This window comes from Nostoc sp., from assembly GCF_036919555.1.
Classification (GTDB): Bacteria; Cyanobacteriota; Cyanobacteriia; order Cyanobacteriales; family Nostocaceae; genus Nostoc.
On sequence record NZ_JBALCS010000108.1, the window covers coordinates 1 to 17,230 of the forward strand.

Here is a 17,230-nt window from a genome sequence, read left to right on the forward strand (position 1 = left end):
ATCGAAAAAATCGATAGATCCTTCCTATTTTAATTGCCAAAACTCAAATTAAAATAACCCAAGATTATACCACAAAATATTTATGCAAGAGTTCTATTGAATAATAATAATTATGTCTCCTTCTGGTATTTCACCAGTTCTTCGATAAAAGCAAGCGGATCTATTTTAAGGACTTGGGCAATTTGTAAAAATTCAATCACGTCAAGACGACGCTCTCCACGTTCATACTTTGATACATAGGATTGCGGAAGCTCTAGCTTTGCGGACAATTCTGCTTGAGTGAGTTTGGCAGCTTTGCGGGCTTCGATAAGTAGCTGGCGAAACCGATTGTACTCTTCGCTGAAAACTGATTTAGGCACTTTAGCTTGCCTTTTTCTGCCGATGGTTTATTCGATCTCGATGAGAGTTAGTAGATATTACTGAACTCAGTTAAATTCTAAAACCTAATATAGGATAAACCCAAAGTAGGTTTTAAAAAGCTACTACGAAGATATCATACGCGTAGCCTCTCGTAGAGAAGACCATCGTAGACATTGCACTCTGAATTCCCCAACCTCGTAAAGGGGAAGTCTCTTCATGTCTAAATCTGTGGTTTCATTTGAAGGATATCAGATTTTGCAAGATATCTACTTATGATCATGAATGTTGCACCCGCCATTGTAGTACTAGGTCAAAATAGCGTGACAGTAGCACGCAAAATAATCAGCGTCCTACCAGGGGCGACGCTATACGGTCTAGCGGGTCGCACGTCTGGAGTTGATGTCAGCTTTACTAATTTTGGCGAGACGTTGCGCGAGTTATTTGTCCAGGGAACGCCGCTAATTGGCATTTGTGCCGCCGGTATTTTAATTAGGACGTTAGCTCCTGTACTCTCAAAGAAACAACAGGAACCACCAGTGCTAGCTGTGGCTGAGGATGGTAGCGCTGTTGTCCCACTTTTGGGCGGACTTGGTGGGGTAAATGATTTGGCCCGCCGCATTGCCGAAGCCCTTGATGTCAAGCCTGCAATTACGACCACAGGCGATTTACGTTTAGGCACAACGTTGTTGTCTCCTCCCCCCGGATACCATTTAGCAAACCCAGACGATGCTAAGAAATTTATCTCAGATTTGCTAGCCGGGGCAGAAGTCAAACTTGAAGGCATAGCACCTTGGTTGAGCGATAGTAAACTGCCCATAGATCCAAAAGGAGATTTGACTATCCAAGTTACTGAACGTTTGGTGACTCCTACAGCCAACTGCCTTGTCTACCACCCCGCAACGATCGCGATCGCAATTAGTGGCACAATTGATGATGCAGTAGCTTTAGTACAGCAGTTACTAGCTGATGCCAAACTAGAAAGAGCATCAGTCGCCGGCATATTTGCACCCATCACTGCTGCTGCCGATCCAGCAATCCACGCCGTAGCTAGCGCCTTGGGAGTGCCTGCCCGCTTTTTTACCCTAAATCAGCTAGAAAGCCTACTTTCACAAGGTTATAGCCCCGCCCAAGCCGCAGCGATCGCCGCTACAGGCACATCCCCCATTACTCCCGCATCTGCCCAGATTGCGATCGCCATTGCCCCTCAACCAATTGACCTCAACATCACAGGTCAGCCACGCGGACGGTTAGCGATTATTGGCACGGGACCTGGTGGATTGCAATGGATGTCAAAAGAAGTGAAGGAGATAATCAAGTCGGCAACTGACCTAGTGGGTTACAAAACTTATTTAGATTTAGTTGGTTCTCTGGCTGATGGCAAGCAACGGCATGAGTCCGACAACCGCGAAGAAGAAGCACGGGCAAAAATGGCTCTTGATTTGGCAGCATCTGGGCGATATGTAGCTGTAGTTTCATCTGGCGACCCCGGTATATATGCAATGGCAACAGCAGTTTTTGAAGTGTGCGATCGCTATGCCAAACCTGAATGGGACAATATCGACATTCATGTAGCACCAGGCATCTCCGCCATGCAGGCAGCCGCCGCCGCCATTGGTGCGCCCCTTGGACATGACTTCTGTGCTATTTCCCTCTCTGACATCTTGAAACCTTGGTCTACGATCGCACAACGAATTACTGCTGCTGCTGAGGCTGATTTCGTCATCGCTTTCTACAATCCTGTTTCCAAAGAGCGTACCTGGCAACTAGCAGAAGCAAGAAATATTTTGCTGCGACATAGAACACCGGATACACCAGTAGTATTGGCACGGAATCTCGGTAGACCAGGACAGACGGTGAAAGCGATCGCACTTGATGAATTAGCACCAGCAAGCGCTGATATGCGAACAATTATTCTCGTTGGTTCCACAAAAACCCGAACCATCAAGCGCCGCGATGGTAATATCTGGGTTTATACCCCCCGTCGGTATACCGAACAGCAGGTATAGCAACCGCCAAGGCGGTTAGGACGCAAAACGCAATACGTCCTCAATGGCATCTCGTAAACAATCAAAAGACATCTCCGAAAAAGAAGATAAAAGCCTTGTGCAGTCAGGGTCGATACCTCATTTCTGGAGATGTCTAAACTGCCTCAGTTTTTTACGGATTCGACTCTTTAACCAAGACCAACATTTTTCAATCAAGTTTATAGCGTTTCCTAATCACATGAGGTACATCAGCTTACTTAACAATTAATGCTACTTTTTGAGTAGAGGTGTAATTTGGCAACACTTGATTCAATTTTGCTTCATTGAGATGTAGATGATCTGACAACACCGCAGAGATAACATCCCGAAAATCAGTGGTAATAGCCAAGTCTCTACCTTGGTAAAGTTCGGCTGTAGATAGACCTGGCCATTCACCGTAAACTTTACCACCGCGAATTTTACCGCCCAAAACCCACATGACATTCCCATGACCATGGTCAGTACCACCGTTATCATTTTGCTTGACTGTACGACCAAACTCGGACATTACAACAATTGTCGTATTCTGGTAAACGTTCCCCAAACCGTTGACCAAAGTTGCTAAACCTGAACCCAATTTTTTTAAGTTCCGAGCTAATTGTCCTTGAGTGCTACCTTGATTTACATGGGTATCCCAACCCCCCAAAGCCATAAACCCTAACTCAATTCTGGGGTCTTTGACCATTAGTTGCGCCAATCGTTGGGCATCGCTGGCGAAGCCATCAGGTAAAGGCGCACCATTATTCGCCATTTTCATTTCACTATCCAGGTCATTCAGGATGGCCTGATGCGCTATTCGTCCTTGGCGATAGGTCTGACTTAGGGCATCATCACCGCCATAAAGTTGGTCAAATGCTGCTGCTAATTGAGGACGATCTATTGGCAGAGGTCTGCTAGCATTTCTCCCTGATGCGATGTTAGCTACAGACATCCGACCAGAAAAAATCCAGGGTGTTGTTTCTCCGACACTTACTGCTTGGATGGGTGTTTTTTGAGAAATTACCCCTAGTAAACGATTCATCCAACCATCCTGAGTATGTTTGTCACCAGGAGTAGCGTTTTCCATATATTCTTGAGCATCAAAGTGAGAACGAGTGGGATCGGGGGAACCACAAGCATGAACCAATGCCAGACTACTCTGCTGCCAGAAGGGCATCAGAGGAGCTAATGCTGGATGTAACCCAAAGCGCCCATCTAAATCTAAGACTCCCCCTTCCTTCCCTGGTTGGGGAATAGCAATTTGCGGTCGGGCTTGATAGTAAGCTGTTTGTGAGTAAGGAACTACGACGTTTAAACCGTCTACCGCCCCCCGGAGGAAGATTACAATCAAGCGCTGGCGATCGCTGTTAGGAATAGCCGATCTAGCTACCCAAGTATTGCTACCGATGGCTGTGATTGCCGCAGCTGAAAAAATTCCACTTTGGATGAGAAAATTACGTCTTTTCATCTTTAAAAGTACTTAATTATGACTGTTTTAAATTCGGTAGAATACAATTTGTGGGAGCGCCGATTTGGGCGATCAAAGGGCATATTGCATCAAGGCAAAACTGTTAGTGAGGTACAAATTCCCCACCTCTAACCCCCTAAGAGCAAGCCAGGAGGCGACTATGATCTAATATGATTAGGAAAAGAAAACGCTATATATGAGTTATGAGTTGAGTTTTGTAACTGACAACTAACGACGCATAAATTCTGGACTGCCCAAGATTAAAGCACTACGGATTTGAGAGTCACTAGAAGCGATCGCCATCTGGGTTTTCACTGAAAAAGAATTGCCCAATGTATTGGTTAGTTGCCAAGCATCTACAGGAATCCTGGGAGACTTTTGTGCAGGTATTTGCTCAGTGCCGATTTTTCCTTGTTCCAGTGTCCTGTCACCCTGTTCCATATTTGTGGGGATGGTTGATAAGGGTAAATTTCCATTGGCGATCGCTGTCGCAAAGCTGAGGCGGCGATTCATCGCATCAGGATTTAACCACACATCTGCTGTGTTTTTGTAACCGTCTGGAGTTTGACAACGGTATAGAGGCATTGCCAACTGTTGCAGCAGGTTGGAGATTGGTCTTGTGTTATTCACTTCGATGCCTGTGGCTCGCACCGCAGAAATAGCGTATTGATAGGGTGTTTTAAATTTGGCATTAAAGTTTTTTGCATCCCAGAATTCCCGGCTGTGGAATAGGGTGTTGAGAACCTCACGAATATTGCCATCAGTGGTAAGATAACGTTGTGTAAGATTGTTTACCAGAGAAGTGGGGGGGCGATCGCTGACAAAATATTGAGCTATCTGATAGCTGATATGACGTGCAGTCGCCGGACTGTGAGCCAAAATATCTAGAGCTTCCTCCCCTTCGGTTTCACCACCGCTTTTAATTGTGTGTCCCAGGAAAACTTTGTCGCTAAAATCATGGCGCTTTGGGTTAAAGTAAAATCCGAAATTATTATCTGTCTGCTGACCGGGACGACTGAAACCCCAACCACTCAAAATCCGCGCCAGAGCAATCACATCTTGCTGAGTATAACCTCCATCCACGCCGAGAGTGTGTAACTCCATCAGTTCACGGGCATAGTTCTCATTCAAACCTCGGACATTACCCTGAGCATCGGGGCGGCTATCAGCCCGATTTTGGAAGTTGTCCAGATAATACTGCATGGCTGGATGATGAGCTGTTGCCCCTAATAGGTCACGAAAGCGACCCAAAGCGTAAGGTCGAATTGCCTCTTGTTCATAAGCTCCCACCCAGAGGCGATCGCGTCCTTTTCCAGCATCCACATTAAAATGGTTATACCAAAAGTCCACCATCACTTCCTGGAGTTGTCGAGGACTGCTAGTTGCCTGTAATAACCGCGCCTGGACTGCCTCATCTACCACCTGTTTACCCCGCTTGTTGGCAGTTTTTATTTCTTCAAGGCTTGGTTTTTGTCCTGGGAGATGAGTTGTACCATATTCTGAGAGTTCCACTGGATTCAAGTGGAGAGTATCTAGCTGCTTTAGTTGGCTAGTCAGACTTTGCGGTTCGGGAATAGAATCGGGTGAGAGTTGCTCTTGAATGTATCGCTCTACACCCATAGATTCCACTCTTTGCACATCTCCAGGGCGAGGGCCAAAGCTGAGGCGATTAATTATATGTAATACTTTTGGCTCAACAGGTATGGAGGCTGCATGACTGGGGTCAATTCCTCCCAGTAAGATAAACAGCAACAACACCCAATATTTAGGCTTGACAGTCATAGAGTTAATTGTGTTGTGCTGCGGGTGGAGGATTTGGGCGAAGATTTTTCTTATACATGCGATCGGCAAATTTCTGCCGTTGCTCTGGGTTTAAGATTTCCCGAATCGCAAGCGTATTTTCAAACTGGACCTCAGCAAGTTGCTGCTTTACAAGCTTGATTTGGTTATATTTATGACGCACTTGCTCTTTAGTAGCTGTCCCGGCTATCAGGTCATATAATTCCTGTTGCCCTTGACGTATCACTTGTGATTTTTGGGCTATCTGCGGTTTGGATTGATTACGAATTTGCTTAATCTGTTGCAGTTGCTCGGATGTCAAATTCAAATCCTGGAGCCATCCCCCTGATTTCCCACCATTTGGATGAGGTACACTTGTGGGGGTTTGGGCAATGACTTGGCGTGAAAGTAAAGTTGGCTTGGCCAGAGCAATAGTGCTACTAAGGGTAAGCATCGTCACCGCCAAAATGGAAACACGACGTATTAACATCAAAGCGATCTCCTATTCAGTATCTAAATCTGTAAAATGCCATACATCACTTTCCAGATGTTCACTACTGGCTGTAGCTTGCCAATTGCTTTCAATAAAAGTTTCCAATCTGGCAAGTTCAGCCGGACTCGGTTGAGCAGGTATCAAGGCACGGTAGCCAACTATCGCAGCTACTAATCCAGCTGCAAGAGCAGGCAGAACTAACCTCAGCCTTGAATAGTGGCGTAAGGGTGCTTGAGGCGAAGTTTTCACCTGTTGTAAAATTTGTTGTTCCAAATCAGGCGAGGCTGGCGGAACTTCTGGACAATGTTGGCAGAGAAAATTAATTAGGTCAGAATCATCATTGGGGAGCTGAGTCATAGCTGTACTCCTTGGTTTTGGAGAAATTGACGCATGGCAGCACGAGCATGGAATAGGCGTGACTTGACTGTTCCCAGAGGAATGTCCAGGATTTGTGCTACCTCTTTTTGAGGTACTTCTTCCAAATCATGCAAAACCAATATCGTACGATGGTCAAAACTTAGGTTTGCCAGTCCCCGTTGCACAAGGTCTTGATAATGCAGATTCATTAACTCTGGGGCTTCCTGTTGGGTAGGAGTTTTTTCACTCAGAATCTGTAATTGAGTTCGCCTTTTAACATCTGCCTGTCGCTGGTCATAAGCCAGGTTCCAAGCGATTCGGTACAGCCAAGTGGAGAATTTTGCTGTTTGGCGAAACTTGGGCAATCCTTTCCACGCTTGCAGAAACACTTCCTGCACTACATCGTCGAGAGAGGCTGGAGTGCATAGTTTGTAAAGGATTGACCTCACTCTTTGCTGATGGCGTCGGTAAAGCTGACCGTAACTTTGGGTATCACCCCGCAAGCACTGCTGTACTAGATAACTGTCAGATTCGCTTTCTGATTCGTTAATGGATTGATTTGGTTTATTAACCTTGGCTGACACAACTAACACCTGAGGCGTTCTCCTCTATCCGTTTCGTTGCTTGTATTTATTAGACCGGATGAATGGGAAAAAGGTTCAAATGGGTTAGAAGTTTGGGCATAGGCAACACCTGTCCAAGGTAATTACGGCTCTCAATACGTAGCAATTCATTTACTAGTACCTAGTTTTACTAAGTTTAGGCAAGTATTTTAGAGCAGCCAAAACGTGTAATTTCTGACTATATATATATTAAGTACGATCCAGATCCACGCCACACAACGAGCAATTAAGAACACGGCTGGTATTGATTTAAAGCTGCTATTTTGAGCAAAAAACAGAATTCTAACACTCGTGAGAGAAATTAAACTGGTGTTAGGGACTTCAAAAAAAAATAAAATCAGCAATAAATAGAATAATTATCATTATTATTTAAGCAGGTATTCTTGACTTTTATTGATTAATTTATTCTTTGGAAGTCCCTTATAAGTAAGAATTTGGTAGGGAATAACTAGTTTATCAAGTAGTCGAGCGGCATTGGTTTTCATCAACTTTTTGTTATTCTAAGTTCCTGACCGTCCTGGCAGAGTAGTTCAGTGGCTCTTTAAATTATCCTAATATTAGGCAAGTAGTGTAAATTTAACCATGATCACAAGCATAGCCATTGCAGAAAAAATTACCACCCTTCGCCAAGTCGAGGAGAAACTGGGGTTAACACTAAGTGGTGATATAGGAATCATATTTGATTTTTGAACAAAATTAGGTATTGTAGGGTGTGTTAGAACGCAGTTCGTAACGCACCATCATCAACGGTTTGGTGCGTTACGAACTGCGTTCTAACACACCCTACGTATCTTTTCAGAAATCAAATACTAGTCCTATATAGGACTCATATCTGATTTTTGAACAAGATTTCGGATAAAACCCTGATCAAACGGGATTTTCAGTCTCAGTATGTTTTCAGAAATCAAATCGGATTCCTATAGTCAATTTTTTACCGAATGGATGGTGGATTTACCTCTACTAAGTGAAGCAGAACAGGCAAGATTAGAACAAGTTCGACAAAATTATCTTTATCAAATTTCAGATGGAAGCCTCTTAGAAGAAACTGTCAAAATGGTCATGTTGTCACCATTACTGGAACTTGCAGGATTCTATCAAGCACCCTACAGGTTTAAAACCGAAGTATCCGTTGAGATTGAAGCACAAGGAGATAGTGAAGAGATTTTAAGGGGAAGAATTGACGCTTTAGTTTTGCAAGCTAAATTATGGATTGTGTTAATTGAGTCAAAAAAGACGACCTTTGATTTAGAATTAGCGATTCCCCAGACATTAGTTTACATGGCGATTCATCCCAAACCAGAACAACCTCTGTATGGCATGATCGCCAATGGTAGCAGCTATTTGTTTGTCAAAACCTTGGGTAAACAGTACGGTATTTCCGATCTATTTGCAACGCGATCGCAATATCGTAACAATTTATTTGAAGTTTTAAGAATCATAATGTATTTGGGTAGAATTATTACAGAATCTTAAGTTACTAACAGCACTGTTAGATTGTTTCAAAATTGGATTAATCTCTGATTTCCAACTCCAAAACACTCAACACTTTTTCTTCCAAAACAGTAAGATAAGCGCGATTCAGCTTCCCCAAAATCTCCAAAAACTTCTGCACCGACTCCTCCAACGCGCCTGAATACACCCGGCTGAGGCGATCGTCTGTGAGGGAGCGATCGCTTGGGTTTTCTTCTAAGAATAGAGTGCGATCGCTTACTAACGAATCTACAGCCTACATTTCGCACCCTCAACTGTCACAATCGGCTTTTACTGGTTGTTAGAAGGAAGTAGAGCTAATTTATATACTTAATTTCCTTATTTTAACTGAGACAAAAATTTTTATTAGCATAATTTGTCGCTGGCAACCTAGAGAAAATAAGTGATTATACTTAATGATATCTTAGGGTGCGGAATGTGGGCTACAGTACTTCATGCACGACGGCGTGAACATTCTCGCAAGCCTGAAATCTTCTATGACTAGTAGAAAAGCTCTGTCCAAACATGACGAAGAACCGAGATGTTTGCCTGTAAATCTTGTCCTGCTTGGGATTGTTGGGGGAATGAGGCAAAAAAGTTTAATATACAAACAAAGAAAGAAAGTAATTCATGGAATTATGCAATGAGAATTACTAACGCTCGATTTTTTTGGTTTCCGAACCATTCCTCAAGCTCAACGTGCCTTATCAAATCAACTCGATAAAGTTTTTTCTCTGCTTGTATGAAACCGCCCTGCTCTCGAAGAGCGGGGAGGGGGTTGGGGGTGGGGTTCTTGTACATCACTCAAGTGAGAACCGCTATATTAATCTTTCTAATTCGCTTGCAACGGGGCGTTTAAGACTTTCTCGATGCGATCGCGCGTTTCTAATAAGTGCGCTTTCGTGTATTCATCATCGGAATTAACCTGCTTAAGTTGATCATCCAATTGTTTGAGTTTATACCACGCCATCGTGCGAGCATCTTCTGGAACAGATTCTTTCCGTAACACCATAGCCGTCAAAATGTTCAGGTATTCACGCTGCAAGCCTCGCCGCAAACTGGAAATCTTCGTTAATTTACCTTTTGGTTTGATTACTTCTGTCCAGATATCTGACTGCAAAGTGTCAAATAATTCTGGAAGAGTCAGTGCTTTTCCGGGCTTTGTTTTGAGTTCGATATCCTTAAGGCGAGAGAGGCGATCGCCTGAGAGTAAATCCCGCAACACAGAACCCTGCATGAGTAGCACCAAGTCATGAATTGGAAAATCCAAACGGCCAACTTGCGGATAACTACCCCAATGTCGCCAACGGGAAGGTGCTAATTTATTCAGTAGTTCTGGTGAAAAGCTCAGGGCATCTTCTGCAAACACATACTTTTGCAGCGTCTGTAAAGCTTGGCGTTGTTGTTCAACTGGTACTGGTTCAAATGGTAATCGGTGTTGGCTGACTCCAGAGACGTTATCGGCAGGTATCTCGCTAGGGTGAATGCGATAGAAAGACTGTCCACCGATGTATTTTGTGGTGTAATAGATTTGCTGGAAATAGTTACCCAATACTGTGCTAAAACGTTCGCTCACATCGGTGTAACTATCACCAGCCAGTGGGTAACGCTTATCCAGACGTTTCCACATCACCCGTGAATTATTCAACTGCCACTGAGAATAAAGCAGGACATTGCTGCTGTTATCCCAAGCATCGGCTGTGGGGTCAAGGTCATACACATCTTCATCTGTAGAATAACTCAACTCTGGCTTGTAGGATTGTGCAGCAATTTTCTCCAAAATTGGCTTTTCTGCTATGGGAGTTGATGTCTGAATTGGTATGTAGCCGTATTTAATCGCCCATTCATCATAAGGCCCCACCATGCTAGGAAAATAATCTCCCTGTTTTGTACCTTGAGGAGCAATATTTGGGGGAATGTAGTCCATTACGGAACTTGTCAGACCTTTAGTTTTGGTAATTTCCGTATTATTCATCTCCTGTGGTGCTAGCAGTGTACTACCACGGAAGTTATGGCGTAAACCAAGAGTATGTCCAACTTCGTGAGCGATAATTAAACGTATATATTGATTGATATATTTTTTCATCTGATCAGGAGTGGTCATGCTATCAGGTAGCAGTGACATCGCCAATGAACCAAAGGCAAACTGGTTAGCAGCTTCCATCCCATAGCATAAATCGTACTCGCCTGCCATTTTCGATAAACGACTCAATAACAGAGGTTGTTCTTGCATCTGCTGAGGGACACCATTGTTTTTCGCATCTAAACCATTGGCGCAAAGTAGACGATTTTGCATCAAAGCTGATAAAGTAGTGCGATTTTGTGTTTGGCTGGGTTGGACGATTTTGCGATAATCATTCTTGAGTGCCCGGATAAAACTGGCATCTACGAGAATGTCTGCATCCAAAATTTCCCCAGTCAATGGGTTAACGCGAGATGGCCCCATTGCAAAATAACCATCAACTGTATTAATCCAGCGAATCGTGTTGTAACGAATATCTGCTGGGTCCCATGTGGCGTCATCGGGCATTTGGCGGACTTCAATTGCATCCTTGAATCCAGCTTTCAGAAAGGCTTTGTTCCACATCAGGACGCCTTCTTTCATCGGATCGCGGTACTCTAAGGGCACAGCGTTATCAATCCAGAAGACAATCGGTTTTTTGGGGGGAGAAATTACTGCTTTTGGGTCTTGTTTTTCTAAATGCCAGCGATTGATGTAGCGGACAAAAGAATCGCCGCCATCGTCTTTGGATAAATCTTGGTAGGCGGTGATGAAATAGCCGATGCGATCGTCAGCAAGGCGCGGTCGATAATCTTGATTGGGTAGTTGAGAGAGACTGTAGTGGACACGCAGGGTAAAGCCACGCTTGTCAGCTAGCGACGCAAAGTTTGGTATTTCACTTTCGTGGTCAGCGCCACCAAAGAAATTCAAAACTGACTCAATTTCTAAGTTTTGGGGAAAAGCTTTAGCAGTACCAAAATAGGATTGGTCTGTGCTTCCTGAGACTCCTAAACTTACAGATAATCCAGCTAAGTCTGTCAGCAACAAATCGCCTAAGTCGATGAGAATAGTTTTGCGTTGTGGATGAATGCTTTTAATGGAAATGGTGTAGAGAACGGAGTCACTAAAAGACCGGGCTAGCGATCGCACCTGGGGATCTCCCTCACGAGTGCGAAAATTCACATTGCGAATCACAAAGTTTAGTTTATCATCCACCCGTTGGAAATAAAACAAAAAATCTTGCAAAGGCATACCACTGTAAATACCCCGTTCGCCAATGCCCGATTCCAAGGTTGTTGTCGCTAGGTAATTTTTATTAAGTTGCTCTGGCTTAATTTCTAGATAAATTTTATTCTTTTCTTTATTACGATAAAGGGTGAACAATCCCCCTAACTTTTGGGTGTCTTTGATTACTTCGTCAAACGGCTGTAAAACATCCTTTGCTGGCGGTTTAGCACTAGAATTAGGCTTTGAATTCGGTTTTTGTGGTGATTTTATAGCTAGTAAAAATGGTTGCTGTCCTGCTTTTCTCAGGTCTTTTACTACCCAAATAAACGGTTGAGCTTGTGCGTATTTATTTTGATTAATTACCCAAACTTGCCCTGACGGTAGCCTCTGTTTCGGGGGAATATTTATACCCTTTGCCGATAACGCTGAAATTTTAGTTGCAGAAGTTTCTGTCGTTAACTGACTATATGATTTTTCTCTAGTTCTGTCCGTAACCACAGCTTCTACAACCCGTACAGCCTGATGCTTGGTTGACAAATCTGGATCAACTCTGTTAATAGATGGTGACTTGGCGCTAGCCGTTGCTATTCCTAAAAATAAACTATGTAACAAAATCATATAAAAGGTTAATCTATTCTTCATCCCATCTATACCCGATAATTATTCCGTAGTTAATTTTTAACTTTTCTAAAGCTATATAGCCTGCTTTTTGCCGATTCTTTTAGCTGTTTTAGATTAAACAGCAAACTTTAGACTTCAATTTTAGTTGCCATTTTCAGCTTTATCGGAAATTAAAGGGTTTAAGACCAAACACACGTAGCTCGGAGTCGGAGTCACTCCGCCTCCCGCAGTCGCCACAACTTTGCCGAGGCAGTCCGTTGGGCAGGTAATGCCCGACTTCCCTGCAATACAAGCAAGCTACGCGCAAGCGTCTTTGACAGGAGAAGGAACTGCCGTGAGGAAAATACGCAAGGAGCTGCTCTTTTGATGTAACTCTCTTGAATTTTTGTTTTACTATAAGATTTTTCCTAACAATTGCCTCTACAACAAACAGCAAGTATTATTCTTACATTCAGACTCATAAATTTCTGGAAAAAAAAGCATAACAAATTAGCCAAAACCGGAAAATTACTTGATTTTGGAAACAATTTTTAAGCTAACACTTTATTTAGATCACCAGAAGAAGCTTGAAGCTACTACAGATTAGTGAAGAGTCGCCCTCCACGAACGCCGTTGTTATAGCCCACACTTCTCTACGAGACGCTCTTGCTAGCAAGATCCCCGTAGGGGTACGACAAAGCTCTGTTACCGTCGCAGACATCACCAACAGATGAGGTTTTTCGTGTAGTATTTATTGATACTATTAATTTTTGGCAGTGAGAAGCAAACTAGCATAGAAAAATTTTTAATTTCAGAATTATCAAAACAATAATTAAAATGTAACAACGGACACAAAAATGTCAACATATTTATCTCAAGTCTGGTTGCTGCTGAGAAGTTATGCCAGAGGTACAAGGTTACAAGAGATGCCAAAGACGACATCGCCAGAAACCGAAGCAGTTTTACCTCTAGGAAAAAGTATTAAAGAACCAAACAAAAGTCTTAAATTTGCTCAAGATAATTTGCCAGAAGATTTATGCTCTTTAAGACTGCAAGAAAGCTTAGAAAAATGGACAATATCAAAGAGCGGTTTGACTTCTAAGATCGAGGATCGCACATTGGGCATTCTACCCTCTGGGTTTTATTTTAGAGTGTGCGATCGCCAGATGCATAAAGAGATTTACGATTTACTGGGCAATGGAGCACTGAAACCAGAAATAGTCAACCAACTAATGGAATTGGTTGTGACTGGTAAAAAAGTTCACCTAGAACAGCTTTTCTGGCGGCTAGAAGATTTTTATCGTCGCTGGTGTCAGGGAGAATTTATCGATGGGACACCAAATGAAAACCTACCTCAGCAAACAAAGTTAAAGCTAGCGGCACAAAATATTGCAATCGGGCTGAGACAGGTAGACATATATACAGGGCTGAACGTACTGATTTTACTGTTAGAGTTACACCGCTACGCCCAAGAGCGAGATGAACTCAAACAAAAAATCACCTTCTATCCATCTTCTCAACCGGACACAGATAATTTTTTCACATCCCAACTGCTGCGGATCATCAACTATAGCGACGCCTTAGAAATTGGCAACTTTAGCAGTATAGTCGGGCAATTCCTTAAAGGCGGCAACTTTCGGGGTGCATACCTGGGCGATGCCAACCTCACCGGGGCAGACTTTAGCGGTGCCGACCTCAGCCGTGCATACCTCGGCGATGCCAACTTAACTGGCGTAAACTTTAGCGGTGCTAACCTTAGCAGTGCCAACCTCGGCGATGCCAACCTTAGCGGTGCCAACCTTAGCGGTGCCAACCTCAGTGGTGCTGACCTCAGCAGCACCAACCTCATCGGTGCTAACCTTAGCTGTGCCAACCTTAGCCGCGCCGACCTCAACCGCGCCGACCTTAGTAGTGCCGACCTCAACCGCGCCGACCTTACCAGTGCCGACCTCAACCGCGCCGACCTCAGCAACACCAACCTTAGCCATGCTGACCTTAGCAACGCCATCCTTTTCGGTGCGAATCTAAGTGAAGCCAACCTCCGCAGCGTCAGCCTTAACCATGCCGACCTCTGCCGCGCCGACCTCAGTGGTGCTGATTTGAGTCACGCCATCCTCAATGGTACTAATCTCAGTGACACAATTCTTTTCAGTACCAACCTCAGTGATGCTATCCTTATCGCCGCCGACCTCAGCTACGCCAAACTTAATGGTGCCAAGCTTAACAATGCCAGACTTAACGGCGCAATGTTCTTAGGTGCTGACCTCAGCGGCGTAGACCTGAGTCGGGTGATTCTTAACGAAGCCGACCTCAGTGGGGTGATTCTTAGCGAAGCCGATCTCAGTGGTGCCGACATCACCGACGCTATCCTGTTCGGTACAGACCTCAGCTATGCCAACCTTAACAGTGCTAACCTCAGTGGCAGTAACCTCAGTGGTGCTATCTTCAATGGCGCGGATCTCAGTCACAGTAATCTCAGCTATGCCATTTTGGGTGGTGCTGACCTCAGCGATGCCAATATGGAAAAAATGACTTGGGGTAAAAAGCAGCAGTGGGAAGATGTGCGGGGATTAGAGACAGCAGTTAATGTGCCGGAGGGGTTGAAAGAAGAACTGGGACTGAATTGAGATCAGGGGAAGGGGAAAAGCCAAGTTCCGAACACCAACTTCCGAGTTCCAATCTCAAAAGATGAGGATCTGGGCTTGAGTAATGAGCAATACTACCTCAAAGCCAGTTGTGAGTTTGCTAACTCTACATCAGAGGGTTATATCCTGCTTGCTAGAGTGTGAGTCGTTCACGTAAAATATAGTGCCATTGTTGCAGCAGTTCTCATGACCTCATCTGCGTCGTTTGACACATTAGAGTCTTTACAGGCGGATATCGCTGAATTGATCGCTCGTTTACCGACATTAAAAAATCGGCAATTTATTCAGCAAGCACTTGCTACTATTGTTCGTCTAGCTGATACCGAAATTGAGCGTCTCGATTGGAAAATATTGTCGGCTGCATTAGCAGATATGGAGCGCGGTTTCCAGCTTTTTTATGATTATCGACACGTTCGGAAAATCACCATCTTCGGTTCTGCTCGTCTAGCTACAGATACACCAGAATACCAAATGGCGCTTGAGTTTGCTCGCGCTGTTTCTGAATTAGGATTTATGGTGATGACCGGCGGTGGCGGTGGAATCATGCAGGCGGGTCACGAAGGTGCTGGGCGAGAAAATTCCTTTGGATTAAACATTCAGTTACCCTTTGAACAGCAAGCAAACCCGTTTATAGAGGGTGATACCAAGCTAATTAACTTCAAATATTTCTTTACCCGCAAGCTGTTTCTCCTCAAAGAAAGTGATGCTGTAGCCTTGTTTCCGGGAGGTTTTGGCACTCAAGATGAAGCTTTTGAATGTATGACATTAACCCAAAATGGTAAATTTGGCCCAGTACCTCTAGTTTTAATCGATCGTCCTGGTGGTGATTACTGGCGGTCTTGGAGCGAATATATTGATAAGCAACTCGTGCAAAATGGTCTTGTAAGTCCTGAAGACCCCAGCCTTTACACGGTGACAGACAACTTGGATGTGGCTTGCAACGCTATCACCCGTTTTTACCAGGTTTATCATTCCTGTCGATATGTAAGCAATAAGTTAGTCATCCGCCTGAAGACAGATATATCAGACGCTCTTGTAGAGAAACTCAATGTTGATTTCAGCGACATTATTATTCAAGGAAGGATTGAAAAAAGTCAGGCATTACCTCAAGAAGCACAAGATGAAACTGTTGGACTACCCCGCCTGATTTTGTACTTCAATCAACGCGACTTGGGGCGCTTGTATCAGATGATTGCCAAAATTAACCAGATGGGTACTCCTTCACCAGAGGATGCAGCACATCCAGAAAGAAAGTAGGTTTAACAATTCAAAAATAAAAAAGGGAAGGGGAAAAATTTTGAATCACTTTCCCTTTCCTTGCTTCAAGGTTATAAAACAATACGCTTGGGTTAAGGCTTAGGAATAAGAATTAAATAACATACAATTTATGTCCCTGGCTTACCTCACCCTCAATCCCTCTCCTTATAAAGCAATACGCTTGGGTTAAGAATAATTGTAGGTTGGGTTGAACGTAGTGAAACCCAACAAAGTACCGAAAATGTTGGGTTTCGTCCCTCAACCCAACCTACGCAGGTTAAGGTTTTTGACTTTAACTGAACCGTATTGCCTTATAAAGGAGAGGGATCGTGAGACAGGATGAAGTTTTTCATTTTATTTAATCCACGTTCCTTAACTCTTTGTCTAAGTCAATTTTTTTAACGAACCGCAAAGGACGCAAAGGAAGAGAAGGAAGAAATGCTTAAGTGAACTGTATTGGGTTATAGAATTGCGATGCCGAATAGCCCGTTGTAGAAATCGCTAGATATCAAAAAAATTAACGATCGGATTTGAGATATTCCTGTAATTGTTGGGTACGCAGTTTTGTGGTACTTTCCAGACAACCAAAATAAATGGTAGGAGTAATACTTCCTCCCTCATATCTGCTTCTTTCAAACTCACAATTGCTATCTCGAAACTTGATCCATGTTACCTGTGCAGCAATCAATTTCTGTTTGCTAGAGCTTTTTAAGGTAGATAGCAATTGTTGATAAACTCGATTCAGTTTTTGATCTGCATTCTGATAAGATAACTTCGTACATTCATTAATTGCTATTTGAGTTTGAGAATTATTGCAATTGAGCTTTTGAACTAAGCGCATCTTGCCTAAATTAGGCGTTGTGCCTGCTATTGTCATGCTAGGGGCATCTAAACTGCTGAGAGTTAGGATACTCGCGAAAACTAGTAATAATTGACGCATGGTAAA

The 17,230-nt window shown here is 43.6% G+C and carries 12 protein-coding genes; 4 read left to right on the plus strand and 8 right to left on the minus strand.

Annotation, left to right across the window (positions count from 1 at the left end; genetic code table 11):
• Positions 1-110: 110 nt before the first annotated feature.
• The gene (locus V7K36_RS30000; RefSeq protein ID WP_335121288.1) at positions 111-359 is read right to left on the minus strand and encodes a helix-turn-helix domain-containing protein; all 249 of its coding nucleotides are present in this window, start codon (positions 357-359) and stop codon (positions 111-113) included.
• A 273-nt stretch (positions 360-632) separates the two neighbouring features.
• On the opposite strand from V7K36_RS30000, the gene cobJ reads away from it, so the two are divergent.
• Positions 633-2,366: a precorrin-3B C(17)-methyltransferase gene (gene cobJ / locus V7K36_RS30005; protein WP_335121289.1), complete on the plus strand. Its 1,734-nt coding sequence runs from the start codon at positions 633-635 to the stop codon at positions 2,364-2,366.
• A gap of 232 nt (positions 2,367-2,598) precedes the next feature.
• On the opposite strand, the gene V7K36_RS30010 is transcribed toward cobJ, so the two are convergent.
• The 5 genes from V7K36_RS30010 to V7K36_RS30030 form a co-directional block, all read right to left on the minus strand.
• Positions 2,599-3,831 (minus strand): DUF1501 domain-containing protein, encoded by a 1,233-nt coding sequence (locus tag V7K36_RS30010; RefSeq protein ID WP_335121290.1) that lies wholly within the window; start codon positions 3,829-3,831, stop codon positions 2,599-2,601.
• A 228-nt stretch (positions 3,832-4,059) separates the two neighbouring features.
• Positions 4,060-5,613 (minus strand): DUF1800 domain-containing protein, encoded by a 1,554-nt coding sequence (locus tag V7K36_RS30015; RefSeq protein ID WP_334943251.1) that lies wholly within the window; start codon positions 5,611-5,613, stop codon positions 4,060-4,062.
• 4 nt (positions 5,614-5,617) lie between these two features.
• Positions 5,618-6,100: a Spy/CpxP family protein refolding chaperone gene (locus tag V7K36_RS30020; protein WP_335121291.1), complete on the minus strand. Its 483-nt coding sequence runs from the start codon at positions 6,098-6,100 to the stop codon at positions 5,618-5,620.
• A 12-nt stretch (positions 6,101-6,112) separates the two neighbouring features.
• Positions 6,113-6,460: a hypothetical protein gene (locus V7K36_RS30025; protein WP_334833388.1), complete on the minus strand. Its 348-nt coding sequence runs from the start codon at positions 6,458-6,460 to the stop codon at positions 6,113-6,115.
• Positions 6,457-7,044 (minus strand): sigma-70 family RNA polymerase sigma factor, encoded by a 588-nt coding sequence (locus V7K36_RS30030; RefSeq protein ID WP_335121292.1) that lies wholly within the window; start codon positions 7,042-7,044, stop codon positions 6,457-6,459. Before V7K36_RS30030 ends, V7K36_RS30025 begins: the two co-directional genes overlap by 4 nt.
• Before the next feature lie 930 nt (positions 7,045-7,974).
• On the opposite strand from V7K36_RS30030, the gene V7K36_RS30035 reads away from it, so the two are divergent.
• Positions 7,975-8,556 carry a type I restriction endonuclease gene (locus V7K36_RS30035; protein ID WP_335121293.1) on the plus strand — a complete coding sequence of 194 codons (582 nt, stop codon included), beginning with the start codon at positions 7,975-7,977 and terminating at the stop codon, positions 8,554-8,556.
• A gap of 829 nt (positions 8,557-9,385) precedes the next feature.
• Here V7K36_RS30035 and V7K36_RS30040 read toward each other — a convergent pair.
• A complete protein-coding gene (locus V7K36_RS30040; RefSeq protein WP_335121294.1) occupies positions 9,386-12,424 on the minus strand; it encodes a zinc-dependent metalloprotease in 3,039 nt (1,012 codons plus the stop codon).
• A gap of 815 nt (positions 12,425-13,239) precedes the next feature.
• On the opposite strand from V7K36_RS30040, the gene V7K36_RS30045 reads away from it, so the two are divergent.
• Positions 13,240-15,009 (plus strand): pentapeptide repeat-containing protein, encoded by a 1,770-nt coding sequence (locus V7K36_RS30045; RefSeq protein ID WP_335121295.1) that lies wholly within the window; start codon positions 13,240-13,242, stop codon positions 15,007-15,009.
• 204 nt (positions 15,010-15,213) lie between these two features.
• Positions 15,214-16,284, plus strand: a complete 1,071-nt coding sequence (locus V7K36_RS30050) for an LOG family protein (RefSeq protein ID WP_335121296.1) — start codon at positions 15,214-15,216, stop codon at positions 16,282-16,284.
• 517 nt (positions 16,285-16,801) lie between these two features.
• Here the strand turns inward: V7K36_RS30050 and V7K36_RS30055 are convergent.
• Positions 16,802-17,224 carry a lysozyme inhibitor LprI family protein gene (locus tag V7K36_RS30055; protein WP_335121297.1) on the minus strand — a complete coding sequence of 141 codons (423 nt, stop codon included), beginning with the start codon at positions 17,222-17,224 and terminating at the stop codon, positions 16,802-16,804.
• Between the last annotated feature and the right edge of the window lie 6 nt (positions 17,225-17,230).